This is a genomic window from Acinetobacter sp. YH12100 (assembly GCF_013419135.1).
In the GTDB taxonomy this organism is placed as follows: domain Bacteria; phylum Pseudomonadota; class Gammaproteobacteria; order Pseudomonadales; family Moraxellaceae; genus Acinetobacter; species Acinetobacter pseudolwoffii.
In genome coordinates this window covers 12471-35508 of the sequence record NZ_VPAQ01000015.1, presented here as the reverse complement: position 1 = coordinate 35508, position 23038 = coordinate 12471, and the positions used below count along the sequence as shown (strand labels likewise).

Genomic DNA, 23038 nt, shown 5'->3' with positions numbered 1-23038 from the left:
TATGATCCTAACCGCTACGTTACTCGAGCTTTATGGATTTACCAACTTTTATTTGTCTGGATTGTGATATTTAAACCTGCTGAAATTTCAACTGACGTAACTGACGGGCATGTTGTAAAGTCGTTTCACTGATTTCAACACCACCGGTCATGCGCGCGAGTTCATCAATACGTGCATCTTCTTGCAAACTCAGAATGGTGCTGCTGGCCGGGTCGGTTTGCTGCTTTTTCACCAGTAAATGCTGATCGGATTGTGCGGCCACTTGTGCCTGATGGGTAATACACAGAATCTGTACATGCTGGGCCAAACCTGCCAATAAACGCCCGACAATCTCTGCCGTACCGCCACTGATCCCGACATCAATTTCGTCAAAGACCAGTACTTCGGCTTCAGTTTTTTCTGCATTCATGACCTGCATCACCAGTGCAATACGCGACAGCTCACCACCTGATGCCACGCGAGCCAGGGGTTGTGCTGGAATTCCTTTATTGGCAGTAAATAGGAGTTGAATAAAGCTGAGGCCTTCACTCGATGGCTGTTCCAAAGCTTCAAACTTAAACTCGAAATGGGCTTCTGGTAGTGCCAGTTGTTTAACCTGTTCTGTGAGCTGTTTGGCCAGAGGTGCTGCGGCTTCACGGCGAATCTGTTCCAGATGTTGGGCTTTCTCCAGAAAATCCTGATAAGAGACTGCAACCTGTTCAGCTAGTGTTTCCGGGTCTTCCAGTTGATGCAGCTGTTCTAATTCGGTTTGCCAGGTTTCATATTCTGCCTTGAGCAATTCCGGTTGAGTACGATATTTACGTGCCAGACGATGGAAAACCTCTAAAGTTGAATTCAGTTCTTCCATGCGTTCCGGGTCAAAACTCTGACGATCCATAAACTGACGTAAATTCGCCGCAGCATCTTCAAGTTCGCTTTGTGCATTTAATAAGGAATTATAAATTCCGGAAAGCTGCTCACTACGACCGGCATGCGATTCGACCCGACGCATAATTGATGCCAGCTCCTGGATCATGTTCTGTTCAGCCTCATCGAGTACATTCAGGCTATAGACACAATCCTGCATGATGGCTTCATGATGGGAAAGCCGGTCAAATTCCTGCTCAATCTCCTGATAATCAGTCTGAACGATGTCTTCCAGTTCTTCCAGTTGCAGCTCAAGGGTTTCGATACGCTGTTTACGGGTGGCTTGTGCATCCAGTGCTGCCTGATGCTGGCGGATATTTTTCTGCCAGGTACTGTAAGCATCCCGTACCGCTTGCGCCGGCGCATAAAAATGATAATAACGATCCAGCCAATGCTTCGGATAAGGGGGTTCGAGTAGTTGTTGCTGACTGTGCTGGCTATAGAGTTGAACCAGTAAACGTCCAATTTCTTTTAGTTCGGACAGGCTGCTCGGTCGTCCATTGATCCAGGCTTTGCTGCGACCGGTGGCAAAAATTACCCGGCGTAAATGGATTTCACCTGATTCATCATCCAGCTCATGTTCTTTTAACCACGCGGCTTCAGGACTATGTTCCTGATAGCTAAAGCTTGCAGTCACATCGGCTTTTTCGGAACCATAACGCACATAATTGGTATCGGTTCGCTCACCCAGACAGGCAGACAAGGCATCTAACAAGAGGGATTTACCTGCACCGGTTTCACCGGTTAAAACGTTAAAACCTTTATCAATATCAATAGCAAGGTGCTCAGCTAAAGCAAAATTGATCAGAGTTAAATGTGTCAGCATAAACGCATCCGGGCTGCGAAAAGTTTGAGTGAAATAGCCTGATGTTGGATTGGGGTCACAACACGGCTGTGATTATAAATCAGGATGAATCAATTTCATTCTATCTTAAATTTTAGCGATTCATATATGCTTATTTCACTGTATTTTCGAAAGAAGCTGACTCAAAAGCCGGCAAATTCACTGCTTGTTTCCATAGTTTTGACATTGTCAAAGTTTAAGCTAGAAACCAAATCTGGCGGGCTGAATATACCATCAAGCCAGTAAACAAGCGGCCAGAATACCCCTTTCGCAACAGGCATTCAGGCGAGATAGAATATTTCACCGCTGCCGACAAACTTCGATTGATTAGTTGAGAGTGCACATTTAAACTACAGCAATCAAAATATTACAAAATGCTTTATCTGGAGAAATCGCATGTCAGCTCAGTTTGATCATGTATCTGTACTTAAAAAATCAAATGTATATTTCGGCGGTTTATGTATCAGCCATATTGTTCAATTTGAAGATGGCACCAAAAAGACTTTGGGGGTCATTTTACCATCAGAAAATGCCTTAACCTTTGAAACGCATGTGCCTGAGCGCATGGAAATTGTTTCAGGTGAATGTCGTGTTCAGATCGGAGATAGCGAAGAAAGTGAGCTGTTCCGTGCAGGCCAGTCCTTCTATGTGCCGGGTAATAGCCGTTTTAAAATCGAAACCGATGATGTGCTGGACTATGTCTGCCATTTTGAAGGTTAAGTACAGCGCAAGATCAGTGCAAACCGGGCAAGAAATTTCAGTGCGAATCGGTTAAACTAATCATTCTATAGAAATCCTGTGAAGTCAGCTTTACGGGATTTTTCTTTTATATATAAATTTAATTTAGAGGTCGTTCATGGCAAAACCTGAATATTTTTATGGCGTACATTCAGTGGAGTCATTGTTAGAGCTTGAGCCTGAACGTGTCTTGACATTATTCACTCTCAAAGGACGCGATGATCAGCGTTTAAAACGTGTACTGGAACTGGCTGAACCGTTTGGCATCAGTGTGCAGCAAGCCAGCCGTGACAAACTGGAAAAATTGGCCGGTCAACCCTTTCATCAGGGTGTTGTAGCAGCCGTTCGTGCCCATCCGGTCTTGAATGAAAAAGATCTTGAGACATTATTGAGCGCAAATCCGCAAGCCTTGTTATTGGCCCTTGATCATATTACCGATCCACACAACCTCGGAGCATGTGTGCGTACCGCCGCTGCGATGGGTGTTGAGGCGGTGATTGCACCACGTGATCGTTCTGCAAGCTTGACTCCGACTGCACGTAAAGTGGCTGCCGGTGGTGCTGACAAAGTCAAATTTATTCAGGTGACTAATCTGGCGCGTACCTTGGGGCAAATCAAAGAAGACTTTAATGTGCGAGTCGTCGGTACCATGCTGGATGAAAAAGCGCTGCCGATTCAGGAGTTTGATTTCACCGGTACTGGTGTCTGTGTGGTGATGGGTGCGGAAGATACCGGTCTACGTCCAATTACACAAAGCCAATGCGATCAGACGGTGTATATCCCGATGGCGGGTAATCTGCAAAGCCTGAATGTCAGTGTTGCAACAGGTATGGCACTGTATGAAGCTTGCCGCCAGCGTAACCTGTAATTGATGATGGCATTGTCAGATCGTACACAGGGCTATGTCTTTCTACTGACGACTATGTGTATCTGGGGCGGTTTTACTTTAACCGCCCGTCTGAATGCGCTTTGGAACATCAGTGCCTGGGATATCGTGGCTCTGCGGTTTTCTCTGGCTTTTCTGATTCTGATGCCGATCTTGCTCTATCGCAAGGAGGCGGCTTTTTTACTGAAAAAAGAACCCTTTATTCTGGCCATGATTGGCGGAGTAATTTACTGTCTGTTTGCCTATAGCGCCTTTCATTATGCGCCTACCGCCCATGCCGCGATTTTCTTGAATGGCTGTATTCCGATTTGTACTGCCATCATGGCTTTTTTCCTGATGGGGCAGGCTTTTGATAAGCATACCTGGGCCAGCCTGATTATTATGATTGCGGTGCTCTGTATCATGAGTCTGTTGATGTATCAGGAAACCGGAGTGGCATTCGGGGCAGGGGATGGGCTATTTTTTATCAGTGCAATACTCTGGGCAATTTTTACCGTGTTATTGCGGAAATATCAGTTAACTGCATGGCAGGCAATGAGCGGTGTCGCGATCTGGTCAGCAGTGGTTTACGTACCTGTTTATCTGCTGTTTTTACCCAAAAATTTGAGTGTGCCAGAACCCCAGCACTTATTGTTTCAAACCATCTTTCATGGGGTTTTTGTGGTAATTATTGCCACTTTAAGCTATGTCGAAGCAATCAAGCGTCTCGGTGCATTTAAAGCCGGTAGCATTACCAATCTTGCACCATTTATTGCTGCGATTCTGGCGGTGCCTTTATTAAATGAAGCGCTGAGCCAGGCGATGATTTGTGGCTTGGTGGGGATGGCAATTGGGGCCTTACAGCCTTGGCGCTGGATTGGCCGTAAAGATAGTTTAGAAGCACAACTTGCAGCACAGAAAAAGCAGTCTTAATCGGACTGCTTTTTTTATACCTCAGGCAGCTGCCATGTTTAAATATTTTTCATGCAATGGGCGGAGATGGGCATAAAGATGATCCAGATGACCATCATTCAGCACAATATCATCAGCCATGGCCTGTTTCTGTTCACGTGGCATTTGTGCGGCAATAATGTTTCGGATTTGCTCAATATTTTGACCATCACGTTGTGAGGCACGTTCAATTTGCAATTCGATTGTGGCATCAATCAGTAAGCGATGCTGAGTGAGCTCATGTTGATTGGTCTCAAACAGGAGCGGTGAAACCAGAATGGCATAGGAACTTTGCGCAGCATCTAACTGCTGAATAATCGAGGTGCGAATTGCTGGATGAGTAATATTTTCCAGGGTTTTACGTGCTTCAGGAGACTGGAAAATATATTCGCGCAAGGCACGACGATTCAGTGAACCATCTTCAAGCAGTACCCAATCCCCAAAAACTTGCTGAATCTGGGCAAGTGCAGGCTGGCCAATCGCGACCACTTCACGCGCCACCACATCGGCATCCACAACGACAATGCCTTGTGCTTCAAACCATTGGCTGGCCGCAGACTTGCCACTACCAATCCCGCCGGTTAATCCGAGTATAAATTTCACTTTATTGACCTAAATACACTTTCATAATCTGCTCGCCCCACAGAAAAGCAATCCAGCCGGCAATCGCGATATAGGGACCAAAGGCAAAAGGCTGATTTTCCTTACGGACTTTCAGCAGGATAATCCCGATAATCGCGCCCACTAAAGAAGAAAGGAGCACAATTAATGGTAATAGCAAAGGCCCCATCCAGGCACCCAAGGCGGCAAGCAATTTAAAATCGCCATAGCCCATACCTTCCTTGCCAGTGACGATTTTAAAGACATAATACACCACCCACAAACACAGGAAGCCAATGATATAGCCCCAGATGGCAGCGCTCGGTGAGGTATAGAGGGCATAACTATTGACGCCCAGACCCAGCGCGGCCAGGGGTAGGGTATAACGGTCCGGCAATAACTGGGTGTCAAAATCAATAAAGGTCAGTGCAATTAAGACATAAGTCAGAATCAGGCCAAATAACATCTGGACAGTCGGACCAAAAACAGCCACCACCATCAGCGCACAGGCCGCGGTCAGAAGCTCAATAAATGGATAGCGGATACTGATGGGATTTTGACAGTTGCCGCACTTGCCGCGCAAGACCAGCCAGCTGATGACGGGAATATTCTGGTACCAGCGGATTGGCTGATGACATTTGGGGCAAGTCGAATCGGGTTTGCTTAAACTTAATTTGGTCTCATCAATAATTGGCTGTTCCGGATGCAGGAACATTTGGCAATCGGTACGCCATTCCTGCTCCATCATCTTGGGAGTGCGATAAATCACCACATTTAAGAAACTACCAATGCAGAGACTAAAAAGCCCAACTGCGCTATACAGCGCTGTTGGGTTTTGAATGAAATATTGAATAAGATCTTGCATTAAACCACAGAACCCATTTGGAAGATTGGAAGGTACATGGCAATCACCAGACCACCGACAAGTACACCGAGAACAGCCATGATCAAGGGTTCCATCATGGAAGTGAGACCGTCTACGGCATTGTCGACTTCATTTTCATAATGGGTAGCAACTTTATCCAGCATGGCATCTAACGCACCGGATTCCTCACCAATGGCGACCATTTGCACGGCCATAGATGGAAACTTGTTGGTCACCCGCATGGCAAACTGTAATTGCTGACCAGTGGCAACATCTTCGCGGATTTTCATGACGGCGTCTTCATACACCACGTTATTGGTTGCGCCGGCAGTGGATTCCAGTGCATCAATCAAGGGTACACCGGCTGCAAAAGTGGTGGCCAAGGTACGGCTATAACGGGCAATAATCGCTTTATACACCAGATCACCGAAAATCGGTGCTTTAAGTGCTGCTTTATCCAGAAAGTCGCGGAATTTTTTACTGCGTTTTTTTGCTTCCAGAAAAGCCGTAATGATGGCCCCAATGGCAATAATGAGCAGGAGCCAATATTTTTGCATCCATTCCGACATATTGACCACCATTTTAGTAAAAGCCGGTAAGTCAGCGCCAAATGAAGAGAAAACGTCTTGGAAGACAGGCACTACTTTGACCATCAAAATGATGGTTACAATCAATGCTACTACGATTACTGTTGCAGGATATTTCATGGCTTTTTTAATTTTTTGCTTGAGCAGTTCACTTTTTTCCTTGTAGATCGCGACCCGATCCAGCATGGTTTCTAGCGCACCGGATTGTTCACCCGATTCGACCAGTGAACAAAATAGTTTATCGAAGTATTGCGGGTATTTACGCAGTGCACCGGCAAAGGTATTACCACCTTCCACCTCACCTTTAATCCCCAGAACGACTTCACGCATGGCTGGATTCTCCAGACCCTCTGCAACAATTTCAAAGCCTTGTACTAAAGGTACGCCGGCTTTCATCATGGTCGCGAGCTGTCGGGTAAAAATCGTGATGTCCAGTGTGCTGACACGTTTTTTCATTAAGCCTTCGAGAATGTTTTTTTTCTTTTCCCGAATGGTCTTGATGCTGATGCCCTGTTTTCTGAGCGTCACTTTGGCCAGTGCCATGTTGCGTGCTGGCAATTCCCCCTTGATCTTTGCCCCTTTACGATCAATTCCTTCATAGCTGAAGATCGGCATCATCTGGCCTTTCTTTACTGCTGCCATACCTTTATCCTTATTTTAGATCAGCGCACGATCATTCGCTGGTGACACGATTGACTTCCTGTAAAGAAGTCACCCCCTGCATCACCTTGATTAAACCTGATCGACGTAAATTGTTAAAACCTGCACGGGCAGAAGCATCGGCAATTTCAAGTGCATTGCCATCTTCCATAATAATTCTAGAAATCTCAGGCGTCACTTTCATGACTTCATAAACACCTACACGACCTTTATAGCCTTCGCGACATTCATTGCAACCTACCGGCTCATAGATCTGGAACTCTGGTTGCTGGAGATCTGCTTCGGTAAAACCCATTTCCAATAAACTCTGCTGTGGAATGTCGGCAGGTTTTTTACATTGTGAACACAGGCGACGTGCCAGTCGTTGTGCAATAACCAGATTCACTGAAGTGGCAATATTAAAAGACGGCACGCCCATATTGCGTAAACGGGTCAGGGTCTCAGGCGCACTGTTGGTATGCAGCGTTGACATCACCATATGACCGGTCTGTGCCGCTTTAATGGCAATTTCTGCAGTTTCCAGATCCCGGATCTCACCGACCATCACGATATCTGGATCTTGGCGTAAGAATGACTTCAAGGCAGCAGAGAAGGTCAGGCCGACTTTATTGTTGACGTTGACCTGGTTAATTCCTTGCAGGTTGATCTCGACCGGATCTTCCGCGGTGGAAATATTGGTATCTTCACGATTCAGGATGTTCAAACCGGTATAAAGTGAAACCGTTTTACCAGAACCCGTTGGCCCGGTAATCAGCAGCATGCCTTGCGGTTTATCCAGCGCCTGCATAAACAGTTCTTTTTGTTCCGGTTCATAACCGAGTGCATCGATCCCCAGCATCGCGCTAGATGGATCTAGAATACGCAGTACCAGTTTTTCGCCAAACAGGGTCGGTAATGAGTTGACACGGAAATCAATGGCTTTGTTCTTTGAGAGTTTCAGCTTGATACGGCCATCCTGAGGAACACGTTTTTCAGAAATGTCCATTTGCGACATGACTTTTAAACGTGAAGACAGGCGGGTTGCCAACTGCAGCGGCGGTGTTGCAATTTGGCGTAATACCCCATCGACTCGATAACGAACCCGGTAGATTTTTTCATAAGGTTCAAAATGCAGATCCGAAGCACCCATACGAATCGCATCGATTAATAATTTATTGATATATTTGACAATCGGTGCTTCTTCTTCACCTTTGTCTTTTTCATCTTCTTCTTTACTCGGATCAGATGAATCGAAATCTACATCCAGATCAAAGTCTTCATCAAACTCAAAAGTGCTTTCTTCGGTAAAATTCTGCTCGATCAGTTTTTCCAGTTTATTGTGTTCAACAATAATGGTTTCAATATTGAGCTTGGTTGAAAAGCGAACGGCATCAATCGCTTCAATATTGGTCGGATTACTGATGGCAATATATAAAATACTGGAATTTTTAAAAATTGGCAGGATGCGATGCTTGGTAATCAGCTTCTCATCAATGATATCCCGCAAAATTTGCGCAGGATCATAGGCACTGATATCAAACAGCGGCTCACCAAATTCGACTGAAATCGTTTCAGCAATAACGGTTGGGGAGAGCTGTTGCTGGTTAATCAGCTCCGCCACAATATCTATTTTTTCTTGCTTGGCATGTGCCAAAGCACTGCGCATATCTTCAGCCGAGATGACGCCTTCCTCGACCAAACGACGAATAAATCCGGTAAATCTTGGCGACCCCTGTAATGCTGTCATGCTATAAATGCCTATAAATCAAATTTTTTTAATTGCTATATTAAAATTATACGTTTGTTACGTAAAAATACCATAGCTAAGAGTGCTGCTACCTTCCTCATATCCAGTAAAACTTTGAACTGGTTAGAAGAAGTTCCCATTTTTTTAAGTGATAACAAAAAACAACCATTTTGAATAGTCTAAACCTAGAATAAGTGATAAGAAAACTATTCTTTAAATTTTCCAATTCCGTGTAGAATGTGCCCAATTCGAAATATGTAAATAAAATAGGTTAATTATGTCAGTTTCGACGATTACCCCTTGGGTAATAGGTAACTGGAAAATGAATCCGCTGCAGGCAGATGCATTAACACTGGTGCACGGTATTAAAAATTTACTGGAAACTGCACCAATCGCCGCAGATAAATGTCATATCGGTGTAGCCCCGATTGCTCTTGCCCTGACCCAGATTCAGGCGGAACTGTCATCTGCGACTCGTCCTGTTTACACTGTAGCACAAGATGTTTCACGTATTTCAGGAACGGGTGCTTATACCGGTGAAGTGAGCGCTGAATTATTGCAAGACAGCCAGATTCATTATGTACTGATTGGTCATTCTGAGCGTCGTGAAGTTTTCGCAGAAAACGCAGAAGTTCTGAATGCCAAAATCAAGCATGCATTAACTGCCGGTTTAACGGTGATTTACTGCGTGGGTGAAAGCCTGGAACAACGTGAAGCAGGGCAGGCTGAAGCGGTCGTATTGCAACAGATTTGTGATATTGCAGCGGTAGTGGACGCTGAGCAATGGAAAAATATCGTGATTGCTTATGAGCCGATCTGGGCAATTGGTACCGGTAAAACCGCCTCTCCTGAAGATGCACAAGCCATGCATGCACAAATCCGTCAAGGTTTGAGCCAGATCACCGGCTATGGTGCAACCATGGCGATTTTATATGGTGGTAGTGTCAAGCCGGAAAATGCAGTAGAGTTAGCAGCCTGCCCGGATATCAATGGAGCACTGGTCGGTGGTGCATCACTCAATGCTGAGTCGTTCCATAAAATTGCTCACGCATTTGCAAATACACAATAATTAGGAGTTCAGCATGCAAACTTTTGTGCTGGTAGTACATATTATCTTAGCTGTTTTGATGATTGTCTTGATTTTGGTTCAGCATGGTAAAGGTGCAGATGCTGGTGCCTCTTTCGGTGGCGGTGGTGCGGCGACAGTATTCGGGGCATCGGGTTCCGGCAATTTTATGACCCGTTTGACTGCCATTTTAACGGCGCTATTTTTTGTGACCAGTTTGACTCTGGCTGTTTTGGCCAAGAAAGACAGCACAAATGCCTATAGTTTGGGAACGGTTCAATCTGCGCCGACCATGCCTGTGCAATCGAATGAAACTTCACCAACTGCACCAGAAACGACCGAATAGTTTTAATTAGTCCTTTCTTTTTTCCAGTGATGCGACTAGAATGCGTCACAGCTGCGGTGGTGGTGGAATTGGTAGACACGCTACCTTGAGGTGGTAGTGCTTTCGGGCGTGGGGGTTCAAGTCCCCCCTTCCGCACCAACTTATAATCCAGAAATTTAAGTTGGTGTATGCAGCTGAAAAAACTTCTGTTGATGCGGGATGGAGCAGTCTGGTAGCTCGTCGGGCTCATAACCCGAAGGTCGTTGGTTCAAATCCAGCTCCCGCTACCAATCAATCCTTTTTAAAGACGCAAACTTTTAAGAGGCAGTTTAATAAGTTATTAAGCTGAGAAATATAATTTGCATGTTGTTGCGGGATGGAGCAGTCTGGTAGCTCGTCGGGCTCATAACCCGAAGGTCGTTGGTTCAAATCCAGCTCCCGCTACCAATCTTTTAAAGATGCAAACTTTAAAAGCAGTTTAAGTTTTTTTAAGCTGAATGTTATTTGTACGCTGATGCGGGATGGAGCAGTCTGGTAGCTCGTCGGGCTCATAACCCGAAGGTCGTTGGTTCAAATCCAGCTCCCGCTACCATTTAAATGGTTTGGTAAACGTTATTTATGGATTTAGTTGATTGCTTGTCGGGCTCAACTCTCTATAAACTGGCGAAGGTTGTTGGTTTACATCCAGCACCCACTACCATTTTTTCAGTCACAGATGACAAATATGCAGAATGATGCAGTTTTGATTGAAAAGCTCTCATCTTTTGTATATAATTTTTGCACGTTGATGCGGGATGGAGCAGTCTGGTAGCTCGTCGGGCTCATAACCCGAAGGTCGTTGGTTCAAATCCAGCTCCCGCTACCAAGTTTCTAAAAAGAGGCTCACAACAAGGTGGGCCTTTTTGCACAGTGGGATTTGAAAAAAATCGCTATTGTGCTTAATTGGGGCGATTTACGCCCTTTTTTATTGGCTATCGTGTAGTGTCGACATTATTTGGTCACGTCTCCATGTTTCACTACTACTATAGTTTGTATTGGTTTGTAGTGGTCAAATAGATCATAAAATCGCACCAGATGACGAGAGTAAATGAAGCTATCAAATAAAACTCAAGCACTTCAGGACTTGATTGCACCGGCAGTTGAAGCCTGTAATGTAAACCTTTGGGGGATTGAGTTCCTGCCACAGGGTAAACGTTCGTTATTACGTATCTACATCGACAAACCGGTCGATGCAAGCGCTGAACCGGCCGTTAATGAAGACGGTGAAGAGGAACAGGGGCGTGGTATTGGTGTTCAGGATTGTGTGCGTGTAACGCAGCAAGTCGGCGCCATGCTGGATGTTCATGATCCGATCTCGGGTGAATATTCACTTGAAGTGTCTTCTCCAGGCTGGGATCGTCCATTCTTCCAGCTCGAACAGATGTCAGGCTATATTGGTCATAGCGTAGCATTACGTCTGATTAGTGCAGTAGATAACCGTCGTAAATTCCAGGCCAAACTGGTTGCAGTCGACCTAGACAATGAAATGATTCAAGTTGAAGTAGAAAAGCAACAGGTATTGGAGATCGACAGTCACAATATCGATAAAGCAAATTTGGTCTTCCAAGATTAATTGAATAAATAAAAATTTAACGAATAGGTGACGTATGGCACGTGAAATTCTGACCGTCGTTGAAACGGTTAGTAACGAAAAGGGTGTACCTCGTGAAGCAATTTTCGAAGCGCTTGAGCAAGCTTTAGTTGCGGCGACCAAGAAAAAATTCTACGAAGGAACTCGCTCTGAAGAAGCACGTTTACGTGTGGAAATTGATCGCAAAACAGGTGACTACCGTACTTTTCGTCAGTGGGAAGTAGTCGCTGACGAAGATCATGAAATGCCAGCGTGTCAGGATGCGATTTCTGATCTTGATCCTGCACAATGGTCAATTGGTGATATTCGTGAACTCGAAGTAGAATCGATTGATTTCGGTCGTATTGCAGCACAAATTGCCAAGCAAGTGATTGTACAGAAGATCCGTGAAGCAGAACGCGCACTTGTGGCCGATGCTTACGAATCTAAAGTCGGCGAGCTGATCTATGGTGAAGTGAAGAAACAAACCAAAGATGGTTTTATCATTGACTTGGGTGATAATGCTGAAGCATACCTTGCACGTGAAGAAATGATTCCGAAAGAAATTCTTCGTCCGAAGCAACGTATGAATGCGATTCTGTTCAATGTGAACCGTGAAGGTCGTGGTGCGCAACTCCAGTTGTCACGTGCCAAGCCGGATATGCTGATCGCATTGATGAAGAAAGAGATCCCTGAGATTTCTGAAGAAATTATTGAAATTAAAGCAGCAGCTCGTCAACCAGGCGTGCGTGCTAAAATTGCAGTAAAAACAAATGATCACCGTATTGATCCGGTTGGTGCATGTATTGGTATGCGTGGTACACGTATCCAGGCTGTTCAACAAGAATTGAACGGTGAGCGTATCGATGTCGTGGTATGGTCTGACGACCCTGCCCAGTACATCGCCAGCGCACTGGAACCAGCAGATGTATCGAGTATTGTCATCGATGAAGATGCCCGTACTGCAGACATCATCTTTGCAACGAGTGATCAATTGGCTCGTGCGATTGGTTCACAAGGTCAGAACGTTCGTCTGGCATCAGAATTGACTGGCTACAAGCTGGACATGATGCTGGAAGAGGAATACTACGCCCGTCAACAAAACGAAGCGCAACAGTATCTGGACATGTTTGTAACACGTCTGGATATCGCGGAAGATTTGGCGATGGCACTGGTAGAAATGGGCTTCACCTCGCTTGAAGAAATTGCTTATGTCCCTGCAGAAACGTTTGATGAAATCGAACTTGATGCTGAACTGGTTGAATTATTGCAAAGCCGTGCGAAAGAAATTGCACTTGCTGATGCATTACAACAGCAAGAGAATATACAAGCGCCAAGTGAAGAACTTGTTGCAATGGAAGGCATGACAGCAGAGATCGCGCAAGCTCTAGCAGCTCGTGGTGTGGTAACAGTTGACGATTTGGCAGATCAGGCGACCGACGATATCGAAGATATTGAAGGTTTGGGTGCTGAGAAAGCCGGTCAACTCATTATGAAAGCGCGCGAATCATGGTTTAACTAGGAGGTAGTATATGACGGACAAGTCGATTAAAGAGTTAGCCCTCAGCGTGGGTCGTCCAGTTGAGAAGCTCCTAGAGCAGGTTCGTGAGGCAGGTTTACCACAGCGTAAAGCTGACGATATTATTACCACCGAACAACAAGATAGCTTGATGAGCCATGTGAAGAAATCACAAGGTTCAGAAAGCCAAGCAGGGCAAATCACGTTGAAACGTAAAACAACCAGTACTGCAAAAGTTGCGAGTACTTCAGGTAAGGCGAAAACGATTAATGTAGAAGTTCGCAAGAAGCATACATTTGTTAAGCCTGATCCAGAACAGATCAAAGCAGAAGCATTGGCGAAAGCCAAGGCTGAACAACAGGCCAAAGCTGCGCCTGAGCAGAATACAGCACAAGCTGCTTCTTCTGCTGAAGCTCCGAAAACTGGCGTAAATAACGCGAGTAAAGCTCTAGAAGCGATGCGTGCTGCTGCAAAACAAACCAGCGACAAGCAAGAAGTTTCTAAAGCGGCAGTCGTGGTAAAACGCAAATCGACCAACAAGCCGATTGTAAAACAGGTTGTTAAACAAACTGAAACGGCTGAACAGAAAAAAGCACGTGAAGCTCAGGCAGCGCAATTAAAAGCGACTGAAGAAGCAGCACGTCGTAAAGCGGCTGAAGAAGCGCAGCAACGTACGCTTGAACAAATGCGTCAGATGGCGTCTAAGTACACCGCTGAAGATACAACAGCAACGATTCGTGTCGTAGACGATTCTCCGCTTGCTGCCGGTCTGGTGGGTCAGGCATATGAAGACTCATTTGCCAAAGAAGACCGCGAGATCAAACGTGGTACCAATACCCCAGCTGCACGTGCACCGAAAAAAGGTGGACGTCGTGGTCAGGAAGAGCAGAGCTTCAGCAAACAGCCTAAACGCGGTTTGAAAACCAGCCAGGGCAACAAGCACGGCTTCGAAAAACCTGTGAAGAAACAGGTTTACGATGTTGAAATTGGTGAAACCATTGTTGTGGCTGATTTGGCTGCGAAAATGGCGATCAAGGTTCGTGAAGTTATTAAATCTCTCATGAAAATGGGTGAGCTGGTTACTCAGAACCAAGCCATTGATCAGGAAATTGCAGCATTAATCGTAGAAGAAATGGGTCATAACCCGGTATTGGTTTCTGATACGCAAGCTGAAGATAACCTGCTTGAAGCGGCTGAAGAAGCACGTGGTGCACAAACAACGCGCGCACCAGTGGTTACCATCATGGGGCATGTTGACCATGGTAAAACATCGCTTCTTGATCGTATCCGCCGTGCCAAAGTGGCGCAAGGCGAAGCAGGCGGTATTACCCAGCATATCGGTGCTTACCACGTTACAACCGACAAAGGTATTATTACCTTCCTTGATACTCCGGGACACGCAGCGTTTACTGCAATGCGTTCACGTGGTGCCAAAGCAACGGATATCGTTGTACTGGTTGTTGCAGCAGATGATGGTGTTATGCCACAAACTGCGGAAGCAATCGACCATGCACGTGCTGCAGGTACACCAATCATTGTTGCAATCAACAAGATGGATAAAGAATCTGCTGATCCAGATCGCGTATTGAACGAATTGACCACCAAACAGATCGTACCTGAACAATGGGGCGGTGATGTACCAGTTGCCATGGTTTCGGCGCATTCTGGTCAAGGTATCGATGAACTTCTAGACCTGATTTCGATCCAGGCTGAATTGCTTGAATTGAAAGCATCGGAAGAAGGTGCTGCACAAGGTGTGGTGATTGAAGCACGTGTAGACAACAGCCGTGGTGCGGTCACGTCTATTCTGGTTCAAAACGGTACCTTGAAAGTGGGTGACCTGGTTCTTGCTGGTTCATCTTATGGTCGCGTTCGTGCAATGACCGATGAAAATGGTCAGCGTATCAAATCTGCAGGTCCTTCAATTCCAGTGGAAATTTTGGGTCTTCCAGAAGCGCCAATGGCAGGTGACGAAGTTCTTGTTGTTAGCGATGAGAAAAAAGCACGTGAAGTTGCCGATGCACGTATGGATCGTGAACGTCAAAAACGTCTTGAGCGTCAATCTGCAATGCGTCTTGAAAACATCATGGCGTCTATGGGCAAGAAAGATGTGCCTATCGTGAACGTGGTGCTGAAAACTGACGTACGCGGTACACTGGAAGCCTTGCATGTTGCACTTGCTGAACTTGCAACGGATGAAGTGAAAGTACGTATTATTGGTTCGGGCGTTGGTGCAATCACCGAGTCTGACGTAACACTGGCTGAATCTTCAGAAGCAGTTTTACTTGGCTTTAACGTTCGTGCGGACAACACTGCGCGGCAAAAAGCCGATGCAGACAGCATCGACATTCGTTACTACTCAATCATCTATCAATTGATTGATGATGTGAAAGCAGCAATGAGCGGTAAGCTGGCACCTGAACATCGTGAAACAATTCTGGGTGTTGCACAAGTACGTGAAGTATTCCACTCAAGTAAATTCGGTGCGGCTGCGGGCTGTATGGTTCTTGAAGGCGTATTGCATCGTAACAAACCGATTCGCGTACTCCGTGATGACGTGGTGGTATTCCAGGGCGAGCTTGAATCTCTTCGTCGCTATAAAGAAGTGGTTGAAGAAGTTCGTGCCGGTATGGAATGTGGTCTTGCGGTGAAAGGTTATAAAGACATCAAAGCACTGGATAAGATCGAAGTGTACGATGTTCAACTGATCAAACGGAGTCTTTAATGGCGGGTAGTCAACGTCTGAAGCGTATGGCGGATACAGTACAACGCGAGTTGTCAGAACTGATCCGTCAGGAGCTGAAAGATCCACGCTTAGGTGGTCTGGTGACCATCTCTGCCGTGAAGGTGAGCCCGGACTTGGGATATGCGGAAGTTTATGTCACTGTTATGGGACGTGAGCTGGGCGATGAACAAAGTGAAGCGGCGAATAAAGAAACTTTAGAGGTATTAAACAAAGCCTCTGGTTTCCTGCGTCACGAACTGAGCCGTCGTATCAAAACCCGTATTACACCTCGTCTACGTTTCCATTACGACAAGACCAATGCCTATGGTAACTATATGTTTGGTCTGATTGCTGAAGCTGTGAAGGACTTACCTGAAGCTGAAGCAAAAAAAGATGATGAATAAGTCTTAGGACAATAAAAAAGCCACCTTCGGGTGGCTTTTTTATAGCTGGCTTTATTGAAACTTTAAACATTAGAAGTGAATCGACCTATCTAAAAATAGTCAAAATCAAGTGAGATCATCATTTTTATGATTCATTTTTTTCTCATAAAAAGCACGGCGACGTGAACGTTGCCAAGGCAGGGGACGCTCTAGTGTTTCTGGAACCTCACCACTTAGTGAGCGTAAACGTAAATGCAATGCTGCCTGCGCCATCAGATTGGCCGATACGGGTGCAGTGATAAAGGCAAATAGGGTAATCAGCACTTCAGCAAAACCGAAACGGCCGTACATGGCAGAAAAAATAATCGCGGCAATCAGAAAACTGCCCAAGCCCAAGGTACTGGATTTGGTCGGTGCATGCAGCCGCATAAACAGATCGGGCAGGCGCACCATCCCGATCCCACCGACCAGCATGAAGAAAGCACCAATCAATAAAAAAATCGAAACTAGTATTTCTAAAATTAACGGCATTTAAAAACTCCTAGTCGATGACATGGCCAGTGGTGAAATAACGCGCCAAAGCTGCTGTAGAGACAAAGCCGAGCATCGCCACCAGTAAGGCCTCTTCAAACAGAAAAGTGCTGCTCCAGTAAATTCCCAAAATGACAATCAGACAGGTGGCATTCAGGAACAGGGTATCGAGTGCCAGGAGGCGATCAACGATAGAAGGGCCGGTAATGAGTCGGATCAGGCAGAGTAACATCGAGACAGTGACTGCACCCAGGCAAATCATTAATGCATAAGGCAGAATCGTCATATTTTTTCTCCTGTCTGTGCGCTGAAAATTTTAAGCAAGGGCTGTTCATAACGTTGTTTGATCAGCTCGATTTCAGCTGCTTCATCATCCGTGCTTAAAGCATGCACCAGAATATCACCACGATCCTGATCAATACCGGCAGTGACTGTGCCCGGTGTAGTGGTAATAATCATGGCCAGTAAGGTGTTGACTTCTTCATGCTCGGTTTCCAGAGGCACACGGAACCATTTGGGATGTAGGTTTTTGGTCGGCCCCAAGACCAGTTTTGCAACTTTAAGATTGGCCACCACAATGTCCCAGACCACGACAAAGAACAGACGCAGCGCAGGCCGCCACTGGATATTCGGGGTATAGTCAATAAACGGCGCGACCATTTTGGGAATGACAATCGCCAGAAGCAGGGCCACCAGCAAGGTTCCGGCTTCTGTGCTATGTGACAGTAAAGTCCAGCTGAGTCCCACGATTACAGAAACCAACGGGTGCGGGAACCAACGTTGCAGGAATGATTCAGCCATTAAGGTCCCTCCGCCGGTTTAAGTTGATTATCATCATGTTGGGTTTGTTCAATATGCTGCTGGTCAATCTGACGTTGTTTGAATTCAGAAATATTTTCACCTTCCAAAGTGGCTTCTGAAATCATATAAGGAATCAGATGTGCATTTGGATCCACCACCTCGCCACCATATTTGGTTTCTGGCAAATAACTTGGATCAAAGGGTTGCACACTAATAAATTGACCTTCTGCATCACGTTTTAACAGGGCAGCTTCATAGACCGGATTGTTTTTAATCTGTTCTGCCGTCTGATAGTTATATTGATAGATCGGTCCAGCAAATACAACATAAGCTGTTAAGCCGGCAAGTAGCAAATAGATCGTGTGATCATTACGTGCAGGTGCCTTACTGGGTAAAGCTTCATATTTGTGGAAATCGTCAGAATTCAAATCATCTTCAGGTTTGGTCGAGCGCCAGAACAGCATAAAGCCGACTCGAGTAAAAGCCAGAATACTGAGGAAACTCACCAGCAGAATGGTCAGGATAATGATCATCTGATGCTCTGAATTGGCAGAAGCCTGCAAAATAAAGACTTTGCCAAAGAAGCCGCTGAACGGTGGCAGACCGGCCATCATCAAGGCAATGATGAAATAGACAATCGAAACCAGCTTGTTCTGTTTCATCAGCGGTGCGATTTTAAAATGATCTTTGAACTCACCGCGCTGTGAGGTAATCCAGCCAGACAGGATATAAAATGCCGCAGCAATCAGGGTACTGTGTACCATATAGTATAGGGCGCCGGCCCAGGCTGCCGTCGTATTCATGCCAATGGCCACCAGAATCGTACCGACTGAAGACAGCACCATAAAGCCGACAAAACGGCGCAGGCGTTCTGTACCAATCGCACAAATGACACCATAAACTGAAGTAATCAGACCAATCACCAGTAGACAGTTCATTAGAATCTGATGGCTATACTCATCATCAAAAACAGTTCCATTGATTCGCAAAATCGCATAGATCCCGACTTTGGTCATGATGGTAAAGAGTGCGGCAACAGGGGTGGTGGCTACGGCATAGGTTTTGGGTAACCAGAAGCCCACCGGCAGCATTGCCGCCTTAATCCCGAAGACCACGAATAGCATGAGTCCACCGGCAACGGCCAGTTTATGCTGATCTGCTGCCAAGGTAGGCATTAAGCGCGCCACATCGGCCATGTTCAGACTGCCGACACTGCCATAAATCATGCCGAGTCCAATCAGGAACAGCGCAGAAGCCAGCAGGTTAATGGTGACGTAATGAATTCCCAGCTGGAAACGCGCCTTGCCCTGTCCATGTAATAGCAGCACATAGGACGCCATCAGCAAGATTTCAAAGAATACGAACAGGTTGAATAAGTCACCAGTCAGGAAGGCGCCGGTCAGGCCCATCAGCAGGAAATGCACCATGGTATGGAAATAACGGCCACGGGTATCCCATTCTTTACTGGCATACCAGACCACCGGTACTGCCAGGGCATAGGTCAACACCAGCATCATGGCAGAGAGTTGGTCCAACACCAGCACGATCCCAAAAGGTGCCGCCCATTCGCCCAGTGTATATACACTGACTTGCCCCTGACTGCTGTCAATTAAATAACTGACCGCAATGATCAGACCCAAGATACCCGAGATATGGCTGATACCACGACGCCAAGGCTGACGCCAGTCTGTGGTCAGGGAGCCAGAACCCGGATTGCCTAAAAGTACCAGACTAAAAGCGGTAAGGGCCGGTAAAAGAATACTGAAAATTGGCGTATGTTGAGACCAGAAGTGAAGAAGATCAGTCATTAAGGCTCATCCTCACGTGGGTCAATCTGAGGTGTTTCTTCTTTTGAATCAACGTGGTCTGTTCCTGATTCATAACGGCTACGCAGTGCCAGCTGAACAATAAAGGCAGTGGTGGCAAAGCCAATCACGATGGCGGTCAGCACCAGTGCCTGCGGAAGGGGATCGGTGACTCTGGAGGCCTCGGTCAATACGGCAGGCGAATTCATCTGGATCCGCCCCATGGCAAATAAAAACAGGTTGACCGCATAACCAATCATGGCCAAGCCCAGCACCACCGGAAAAGTACGCGCACGCAGAATCAGATAGATTCCGGTGGCGGCGAGTAGACCAATGGCGGAGGCTAATAAAAATTCTAAACTCATCATTCTATTATCCTCTTGGTACTGGGCCAGTCATACTGGAGTGACGTGAATCGCCCAGCACAGAAATCATCAGCATGGTCGCACCGACTACAGTGACATAGACACCGACATCAAACAGCGCCGCCGAAGCCAGATGCATTTCTCCAATCACGGGTGGCGAGACATAAATATGCGCACTGGTCAGGAATGGGCGTGACCAGAACCAGGCTGCAACCCCGGTCAAACCGGCAATGGTTAAACCCACGCCAATCCAGATTTCATACAAACGACCAGATTTGGCACCCAGCAACTGTTCAGTTTTATCCTGTCCCACTGCAATATATTGAATAATTAAGGCCAGTGAGGTGACTAATCCTGCAATGAATCCACCGCCCGGCAGGTTATGGCCACGCATAAAGATATACAGGCTGACTACCAGAGCTACAGGTAAAATCCATGATGCCGTGATACGTAACATCAAGGGGGAGGGATTAAATCGATAGGTCAAACCTTGGGTCATGGTGGTGCCATGCGCACGCATGCCATCCATCAGGCTAAGCACACCAATCGCGGCAATCCCGAGTACAGTAATTTCGCCGAAGGTATCGAAACCACGGAAGTCGACCAGAATCACATTGACCACATTGGTGCCGCCGCCGAGTGGAATTGACTGCTGCAGGAAGAACCATGAAATAGAATTATGATCACGGGTCATGATCAGCCAGGCGATGGTGGCAATACCGAGACCGCCGCCCAGCGCAATGATCGCATCGCGCCAGCGCCGGGTTGGACTGGATTCATAAGGGGTTAGCTGCGGTAGCAGAGATAAACTCATTAATAACAAGACGGTGGTTACCACATCGACTGTAATTTGGGTCAATGCCAGGTCAGGTGCCGAGAAGCCAATAAAGACCATGGTTACCACCAGACCCACTGCACCACTGATCAGTACCGCTTTAATCCGTTCATGATGGAACCATAGCAGCATCCAGCAGGCAGAAAATAGCAACATCCACAAGACAATGGCCAGGGCAGGGGCGTGGGTCAGCTCACGCGTACCGCTACCGATACCATTGGATAGCAATGGGAAACCAACCAGACCGATGGTAAAGATCACAATCCATAATAAATAGCTTTGTAATTTGCCAGTTTCAGTGGCACGGCGGAAACGACGTGAATTTAACAGCAGATTTTTCAGGAACAGGTCAAACAGGATCCGACCCTGTAAGCGGCCCAGTTTTGGATCCAGATCAATTTCACGTAAGGCACCACCTTTGGCCAGAGAAAAGTAAAACACTGCACCACCGGCCAAAGCAATCACACTCATTAATAATGGCAGATTAAACCCATGCCAGAGGGCCAGATGCGTACCTTCAAAAGCAAAATTTTGAGTCGTTGCCTGCGTGGTACTATTCACGATTTTTTCGACCAAAAGTGCTGGCAATAGACCCACTAAAATACATAGAAATGCCAGTAAAGTGGCGGGTGCGCGCATGCCAAATGGTGGCTCATGTGCATTTTTATTCGGGACTTGCTTGCCCAGTGGGCCGTCGAAAAATACCCCATGCACCAGACGAATCGAATAAGTGACTGCAAAAATTCCGGCCAATGTTGCCACAATGGCTGAACCGACCAGCACTGGCCCGCTTAAATTGGCCATCAGCTCAGTAAAGAACATCTCTTTGGAGAGGAAACCATTGGTCAATGGAACACCGGCCATAGAGGCCGCAGTGATCATGGTCAGCGTTGCAGTAAAGGGCAGCAGTTGCCATAGACCTGAAAGCTTACGTAAATCACGGGTGCCAGATTCATGATCGATAATACCGGCAATCATAAACAGGGCCGCTTTAAAGGTGGCATGGTTAATAATATGGAAAATTGCCGCTGCGACTGCCAGTGGAGAACCAATCCCGAGCAGACACATGATCAGACCCAGATGACTGATGGTTGAATAGGCCAACAAGCCTTTCAGATCTTCCTTAAAAATGGCAAAAAAGGCGGCCATGCACAGGGTAAACAGACCGACAAAGGTCACAATATTATGAAACAGTGCCGCGCCCGCAAAAATCGGGAGTAAACGTGCGACCAGAAACAGGCCGGCTTTGACCATGGTGGCCGAGTGTAAATAGGCAGAGACCGGTGTCGGTGCTGCCATGGCATTGGGTAACCAGAAATGGAAGGGGAACTGCGCACTCTTGGTAAAGGCACCGAGTAAAATCAGCAACAAAGTGGGAACAAATAGCGCATGTGACTGGATCTGTTCAGTCATCGTCAGGATTTGATCAATCTGATAAGTGCCGGTAATTTGACCCAGCAGGATGAAGCCACCAAGCATGGCCAAGCCACCCATGCCGGTAATGGTCAAGGCCATACGTGAGCCGCGCTGTGCGGCTTCGTAATTGCTCCAATAGCCCACCAGTAAAAATGATGAAATACTGGTAAGTTCCCAGAAAACCAGCAGGATCAGCAAGTTATTCGACAATGAAATTCCGAGCATGGCTGCCATAAACAGCATCAGCAAGAAATAAAGTTTGCTCAGCGAATTTTTAGGATTGAGATAATAATAGGCATAAATATAGATCAGGGTGCCTATGCCACTGATCAGCAAGGCAAACAGCAGGGCCAGAGAATCCAGACGGAAACTGAAATCGATCCCGAGCTGGGGCAGCCAGGACCAGGTCTGAATGATCACGGCACCATCAAAGATGGCAGGCGCCTGACTTAATAATAATAAGAAACTGCTGAGGCTGACACCAATTGCCCCTAAAGCCGTTACCCCGCGCGAAAATTGCTTCAGCCACGAGACAAGGGTTGTGCCTAATACTAACGGTAACAATATAATAATCGGCAGCACACTCGTATCCATTGTCGTGATTTAGGTTGTGACCAACCTAGGGTGAATCTTCATCTTTCAAGGACTACAGGATTACAAGGAGCAACCCAAACTTCTCAATCTTGAAAGCCAAAAGAATATTCAAAAAGAATATAAAAACAGTTGTATTGCGCAACTTATAAACGATAGCAAATTCCGATTTTACAATGAAATTCGCAAATAAAACCGATCATATTACAGGATAACAACAACATCAACGTTTTTATGTCGAACTTATAAATTATACGTGAGCAGGCTTTTGGCGTGGGGTGGATGCTTAAACAGATCATCCAGAAGTGACCGAAAATTAAGATTA

The 23038-nt window shown here is 46.3% G+C and carries 20 protein-coding genes and 5 tRNA genes; 14 read left to right on the top strand and 11 right to left on the bottom strand.

Annotated elements, in window-relative coordinates; all coding sequences use genetic code 11:
• Window positions 1-70 precede the first annotated feature (70 nt).
• A complete protein-coding gene (gene recN / locus FTU40_RS11345; RefSeq protein ID WP_180040905.1) occupies window positions 71-1732 on the bottom strand; it encodes a DNA repair protein RecN in 1662 nt (553 codons plus the stop codon).
• Window positions 1733-2146: 414 nt separating this feature from the next.
• On the opposite strand from recN, the gene FTU40_RS11340 reads away from it, so the two are divergent.
• The 3 genes from FTU40_RS11340 to FTU40_RS11330 all read left to right on the top strand — a co-directional run bounded on the left by FTU40_RS11340 (window position 2147) and on the right by FTU40_RS11330 (window position 4286).
• Window positions 2147-2470 (top strand): pyrimidine/purine nucleoside phosphorylase, encoded by a 324-nt coding sequence (locus tag FTU40_RS11340; protein ID WP_004281089.1) that lies wholly within the window; start codon window positions 2147-2149, stop codon window positions 2468-2470.
• A 136-nt stretch (window positions 2471-2606) separates the two neighbouring features.
• Complete coding sequence (gene rlmB, locus FTU40_RS11335; protein ID WP_005168959.1) at window positions 2607-3356, top strand: 23S rRNA (guanosine(2251)-2'-O)-methyltransferase RlmB; 750 nt, start codon at window positions 2607-2609, stop codon at window positions 3354-3356.
• A 6-nt stretch (window positions 3357-3362) separates the two neighbouring features.
• The gene (locus FTU40_RS11330) at window positions 3363-4286 is read left to right on the top strand and encodes a DMT family transporter (protein ID WP_373686060.1); all 924 of its coding nucleotides are present in this window, start codon (window positions 3363-3365) and stop codon (window positions 4284-4286) included.
• Window positions 4287-4307: 21 nt separating this feature from the next.
• On the opposite strand, the gene coaE is transcribed toward FTU40_RS11330, so the two are convergent.
• From coaE to pilB, 4 genes are read right to left on the bottom strand one after another with little or no spacing between them, the layout of a single operon-like run.
• Window positions 4308-4907, bottom strand: coding sequence for a dephospho-CoA kinase (gene coaE, locus FTU40_RS11325; RefSeq protein WP_180040900.1), 600 nt, complete (start codon window positions 4905-4907; stop codon window positions 4308-4310).
• Window position 4908: 1 nt separating this feature from the next.
• Window positions 4909-5769: an A24 family peptidase gene (locus FTU40_RS11320; protein ID WP_180040898.1), complete on the bottom strand. Its 861-nt coding sequence runs from the start codon at window positions 5767-5769 to the stop codon at window positions 4909-4911.
• Entirely contained in the window at window positions 5769-6998 is a 1230-nt protein-coding gene (locus tag FTU40_RS11315) for a type II secretion system F family protein (RefSeq protein WP_180040896.1), read from the bottom strand. Before FTU40_RS11315 ends, FTU40_RS11320 begins: the two co-directional genes overlap by 1 nt.
• A 31-nt stretch (window positions 6999-7029) precedes the next feature.
• The gene (gene pilB, locus FTU40_RS11310) at window positions 7030-8742 is read right to left on the bottom strand and encodes a type IV-A pilus assembly ATPase PilB (protein WP_005094394.1); all 1713 of its coding nucleotides are present in this window, start codon (window positions 8740-8742) and stop codon (window positions 7030-7032) included.
• 277 nt (window positions 8743-9019) lie between these two features.
• Here pilB and tpiA point away from each other — a divergent pair, with 277 nt between their 5' ends.
• The 11 genes from tpiA (at window position 9020) to FTU40_RS11255 (ending at window position 16390) form a co-directional block, all read left to right on the top strand.
• Window positions 9020-9811: a triose-phosphate isomerase gene (gene tpiA / locus FTU40_RS11305; protein ID WP_005094392.1), complete on the top strand. Its 792-nt coding sequence runs from the start codon at window positions 9020-9022 to the stop codon at window positions 9809-9811.
• Window positions 9812-9824: 13 nt separating this feature from the next.
• On the top strand, window positions 9825-10154 hold the full coding sequence (gene secG, locus FTU40_RS11300; protein WP_005094388.1) for a preprotein translocase subunit SecG: 330 nt from the start codon (window positions 9825-9827) through the stop codon (window positions 10152-10154).
• Window positions 10155-10207: 53 nt separating this feature from the next.
• Window positions 10208-10292 (top strand) — tRNA-Leu (locus tag FTU40_RS11295).
• Window positions 10293-10346: 54 nt separating this feature from the next.
• A tRNA-Met gene (locus tag FTU40_RS11290) sits at window positions 10347-10423 on the top strand.
• 80 nt (window positions 10424-10503) lie between these two features.
• Window positions 10504-10580: transfer RNA gene (locus tag FTU40_RS11285), tRNA-Met, on the top strand.
• 68 nt (window positions 10581-10648) lie between these two features.
• A tRNA-Met gene (locus FTU40_RS11280) sits at window positions 10649-10725 on the top strand.
• Window positions 10726-10921: 196 nt separating this feature from the next.
• Window positions 10922-10998: transfer RNA gene (locus FTU40_RS11275), tRNA-Met, on the top strand.
• 222 nt (window positions 10999-11220) lie between these two features.
• Window positions 11221-11745: a ribosome maturation factor RimP gene (gene rimP, locus FTU40_RS11270; RefSeq protein WP_005094386.1), complete on the top strand. Its 525-nt coding sequence runs from the start codon at window positions 11221-11223 to the stop codon at window positions 11743-11745.
• A gap of 34 nt (window positions 11746-11779) precedes the next feature.
• Window positions 11780-13264 carry a transcription termination factor NusA gene (gene nusA, locus FTU40_RS11265; RefSeq protein WP_005094384.1) on the top strand — a complete coding sequence of 495 codons (1485 nt, stop codon included), beginning with the start codon at window positions 11780-11782 and terminating at the stop codon, window positions 13262-13264.
• A 10-nt stretch (window positions 13265-13274) separates the two neighbouring features.
• The gene (gene infB / locus FTU40_RS11260; protein WP_005094383.1) at window positions 13275-15986 is read left to right on the top strand and encodes a translation initiation factor IF-2; all 2712 of its coding nucleotides are present in this window, start codon (window positions 13275-13277) and stop codon (window positions 15984-15986) included.
• Window positions 15986-16390: a ribosome-binding factor A gene (locus FTU40_RS11255; RefSeq protein ID WP_005094380.1), complete on the top strand. Its 405-nt coding sequence runs from the start codon at window positions 15986-15988 to the stop codon at window positions 16388-16390. The genes infB and FTU40_RS11255 overlap by 1 nt, the downstream gene beginning before the upstream one ends.
• Before the next feature lie 105 nt (window positions 16391-16495).
• Here the strand turns inward: FTU40_RS11255 and FTU40_RS11250 are convergent, their stop codons facing one another.
• Genes FTU40_RS11250 through FTU40_RS11225 form a run of 6 tightly spaced genes read right to left on the bottom strand, consistent with a single transcriptional unit; the run spans window position 16496 to window position 22716 of the window.
• Entirely contained in the window at window positions 16496-16900 is a 405-nt protein-coding gene (locus FTU40_RS11250; protein ID WP_005094378.1) for a Na+/H+ antiporter subunit G, read from the bottom strand.
• A 10-nt stretch (window positions 16901-16910) separates the two neighbouring features.
• Window positions 16911-17186 carry a monovalent cation/H+ antiporter subunit F gene (locus FTU40_RS11245; RefSeq protein WP_005094376.1) on the bottom strand — a complete coding sequence of 92 codons (276 nt, stop codon included), beginning with the start codon at window positions 17184-17186 and terminating at the stop codon, window positions 16911-16913.
• Entirely contained in the window at window positions 17183-17701 is a 519-nt protein-coding gene (locus FTU40_RS11240) for a Na+/H+ antiporter subunit E (protein WP_005094373.1), read from the bottom strand. The genes FTU40_RS11245 and FTU40_RS11240 overlap by 4 nt, the downstream gene beginning before the upstream one ends.
• The gene (locus tag FTU40_RS11235) at window positions 17701-19509 is read right to left on the bottom strand and encodes a monovalent cation/H+ antiporter subunit D (protein WP_180040894.1); all 1809 of its coding nucleotides are present in this window, start codon (window positions 19507-19509) and stop codon (window positions 17701-17703) included. Before FTU40_RS11235 ends, FTU40_RS11240 begins: the two co-directional genes overlap by 1 nt.
• Window positions 19509-19874, bottom strand: coding sequence for a Na+/H+ antiporter subunit C (locus FTU40_RS11230; RefSeq protein ID WP_005168933.1), 366 nt, complete (start codon window positions 19872-19874; stop codon window positions 19509-19511). The genes FTU40_RS11235 and FTU40_RS11230 overlap by 1 nt, the downstream gene beginning before the upstream one ends.
• A gap of 4 nt (window positions 19875-19878) precedes the next feature.
• Window positions 19879-22716: a monovalent cation/H+ antiporter subunit A gene (locus FTU40_RS11225; protein ID WP_180040892.1), complete on the bottom strand. Its 2838-nt coding sequence runs from the start codon at window positions 22714-22716 to the stop codon at window positions 19879-19881.
• Window positions 22717-23038 lie beyond the last annotated feature (322 nt).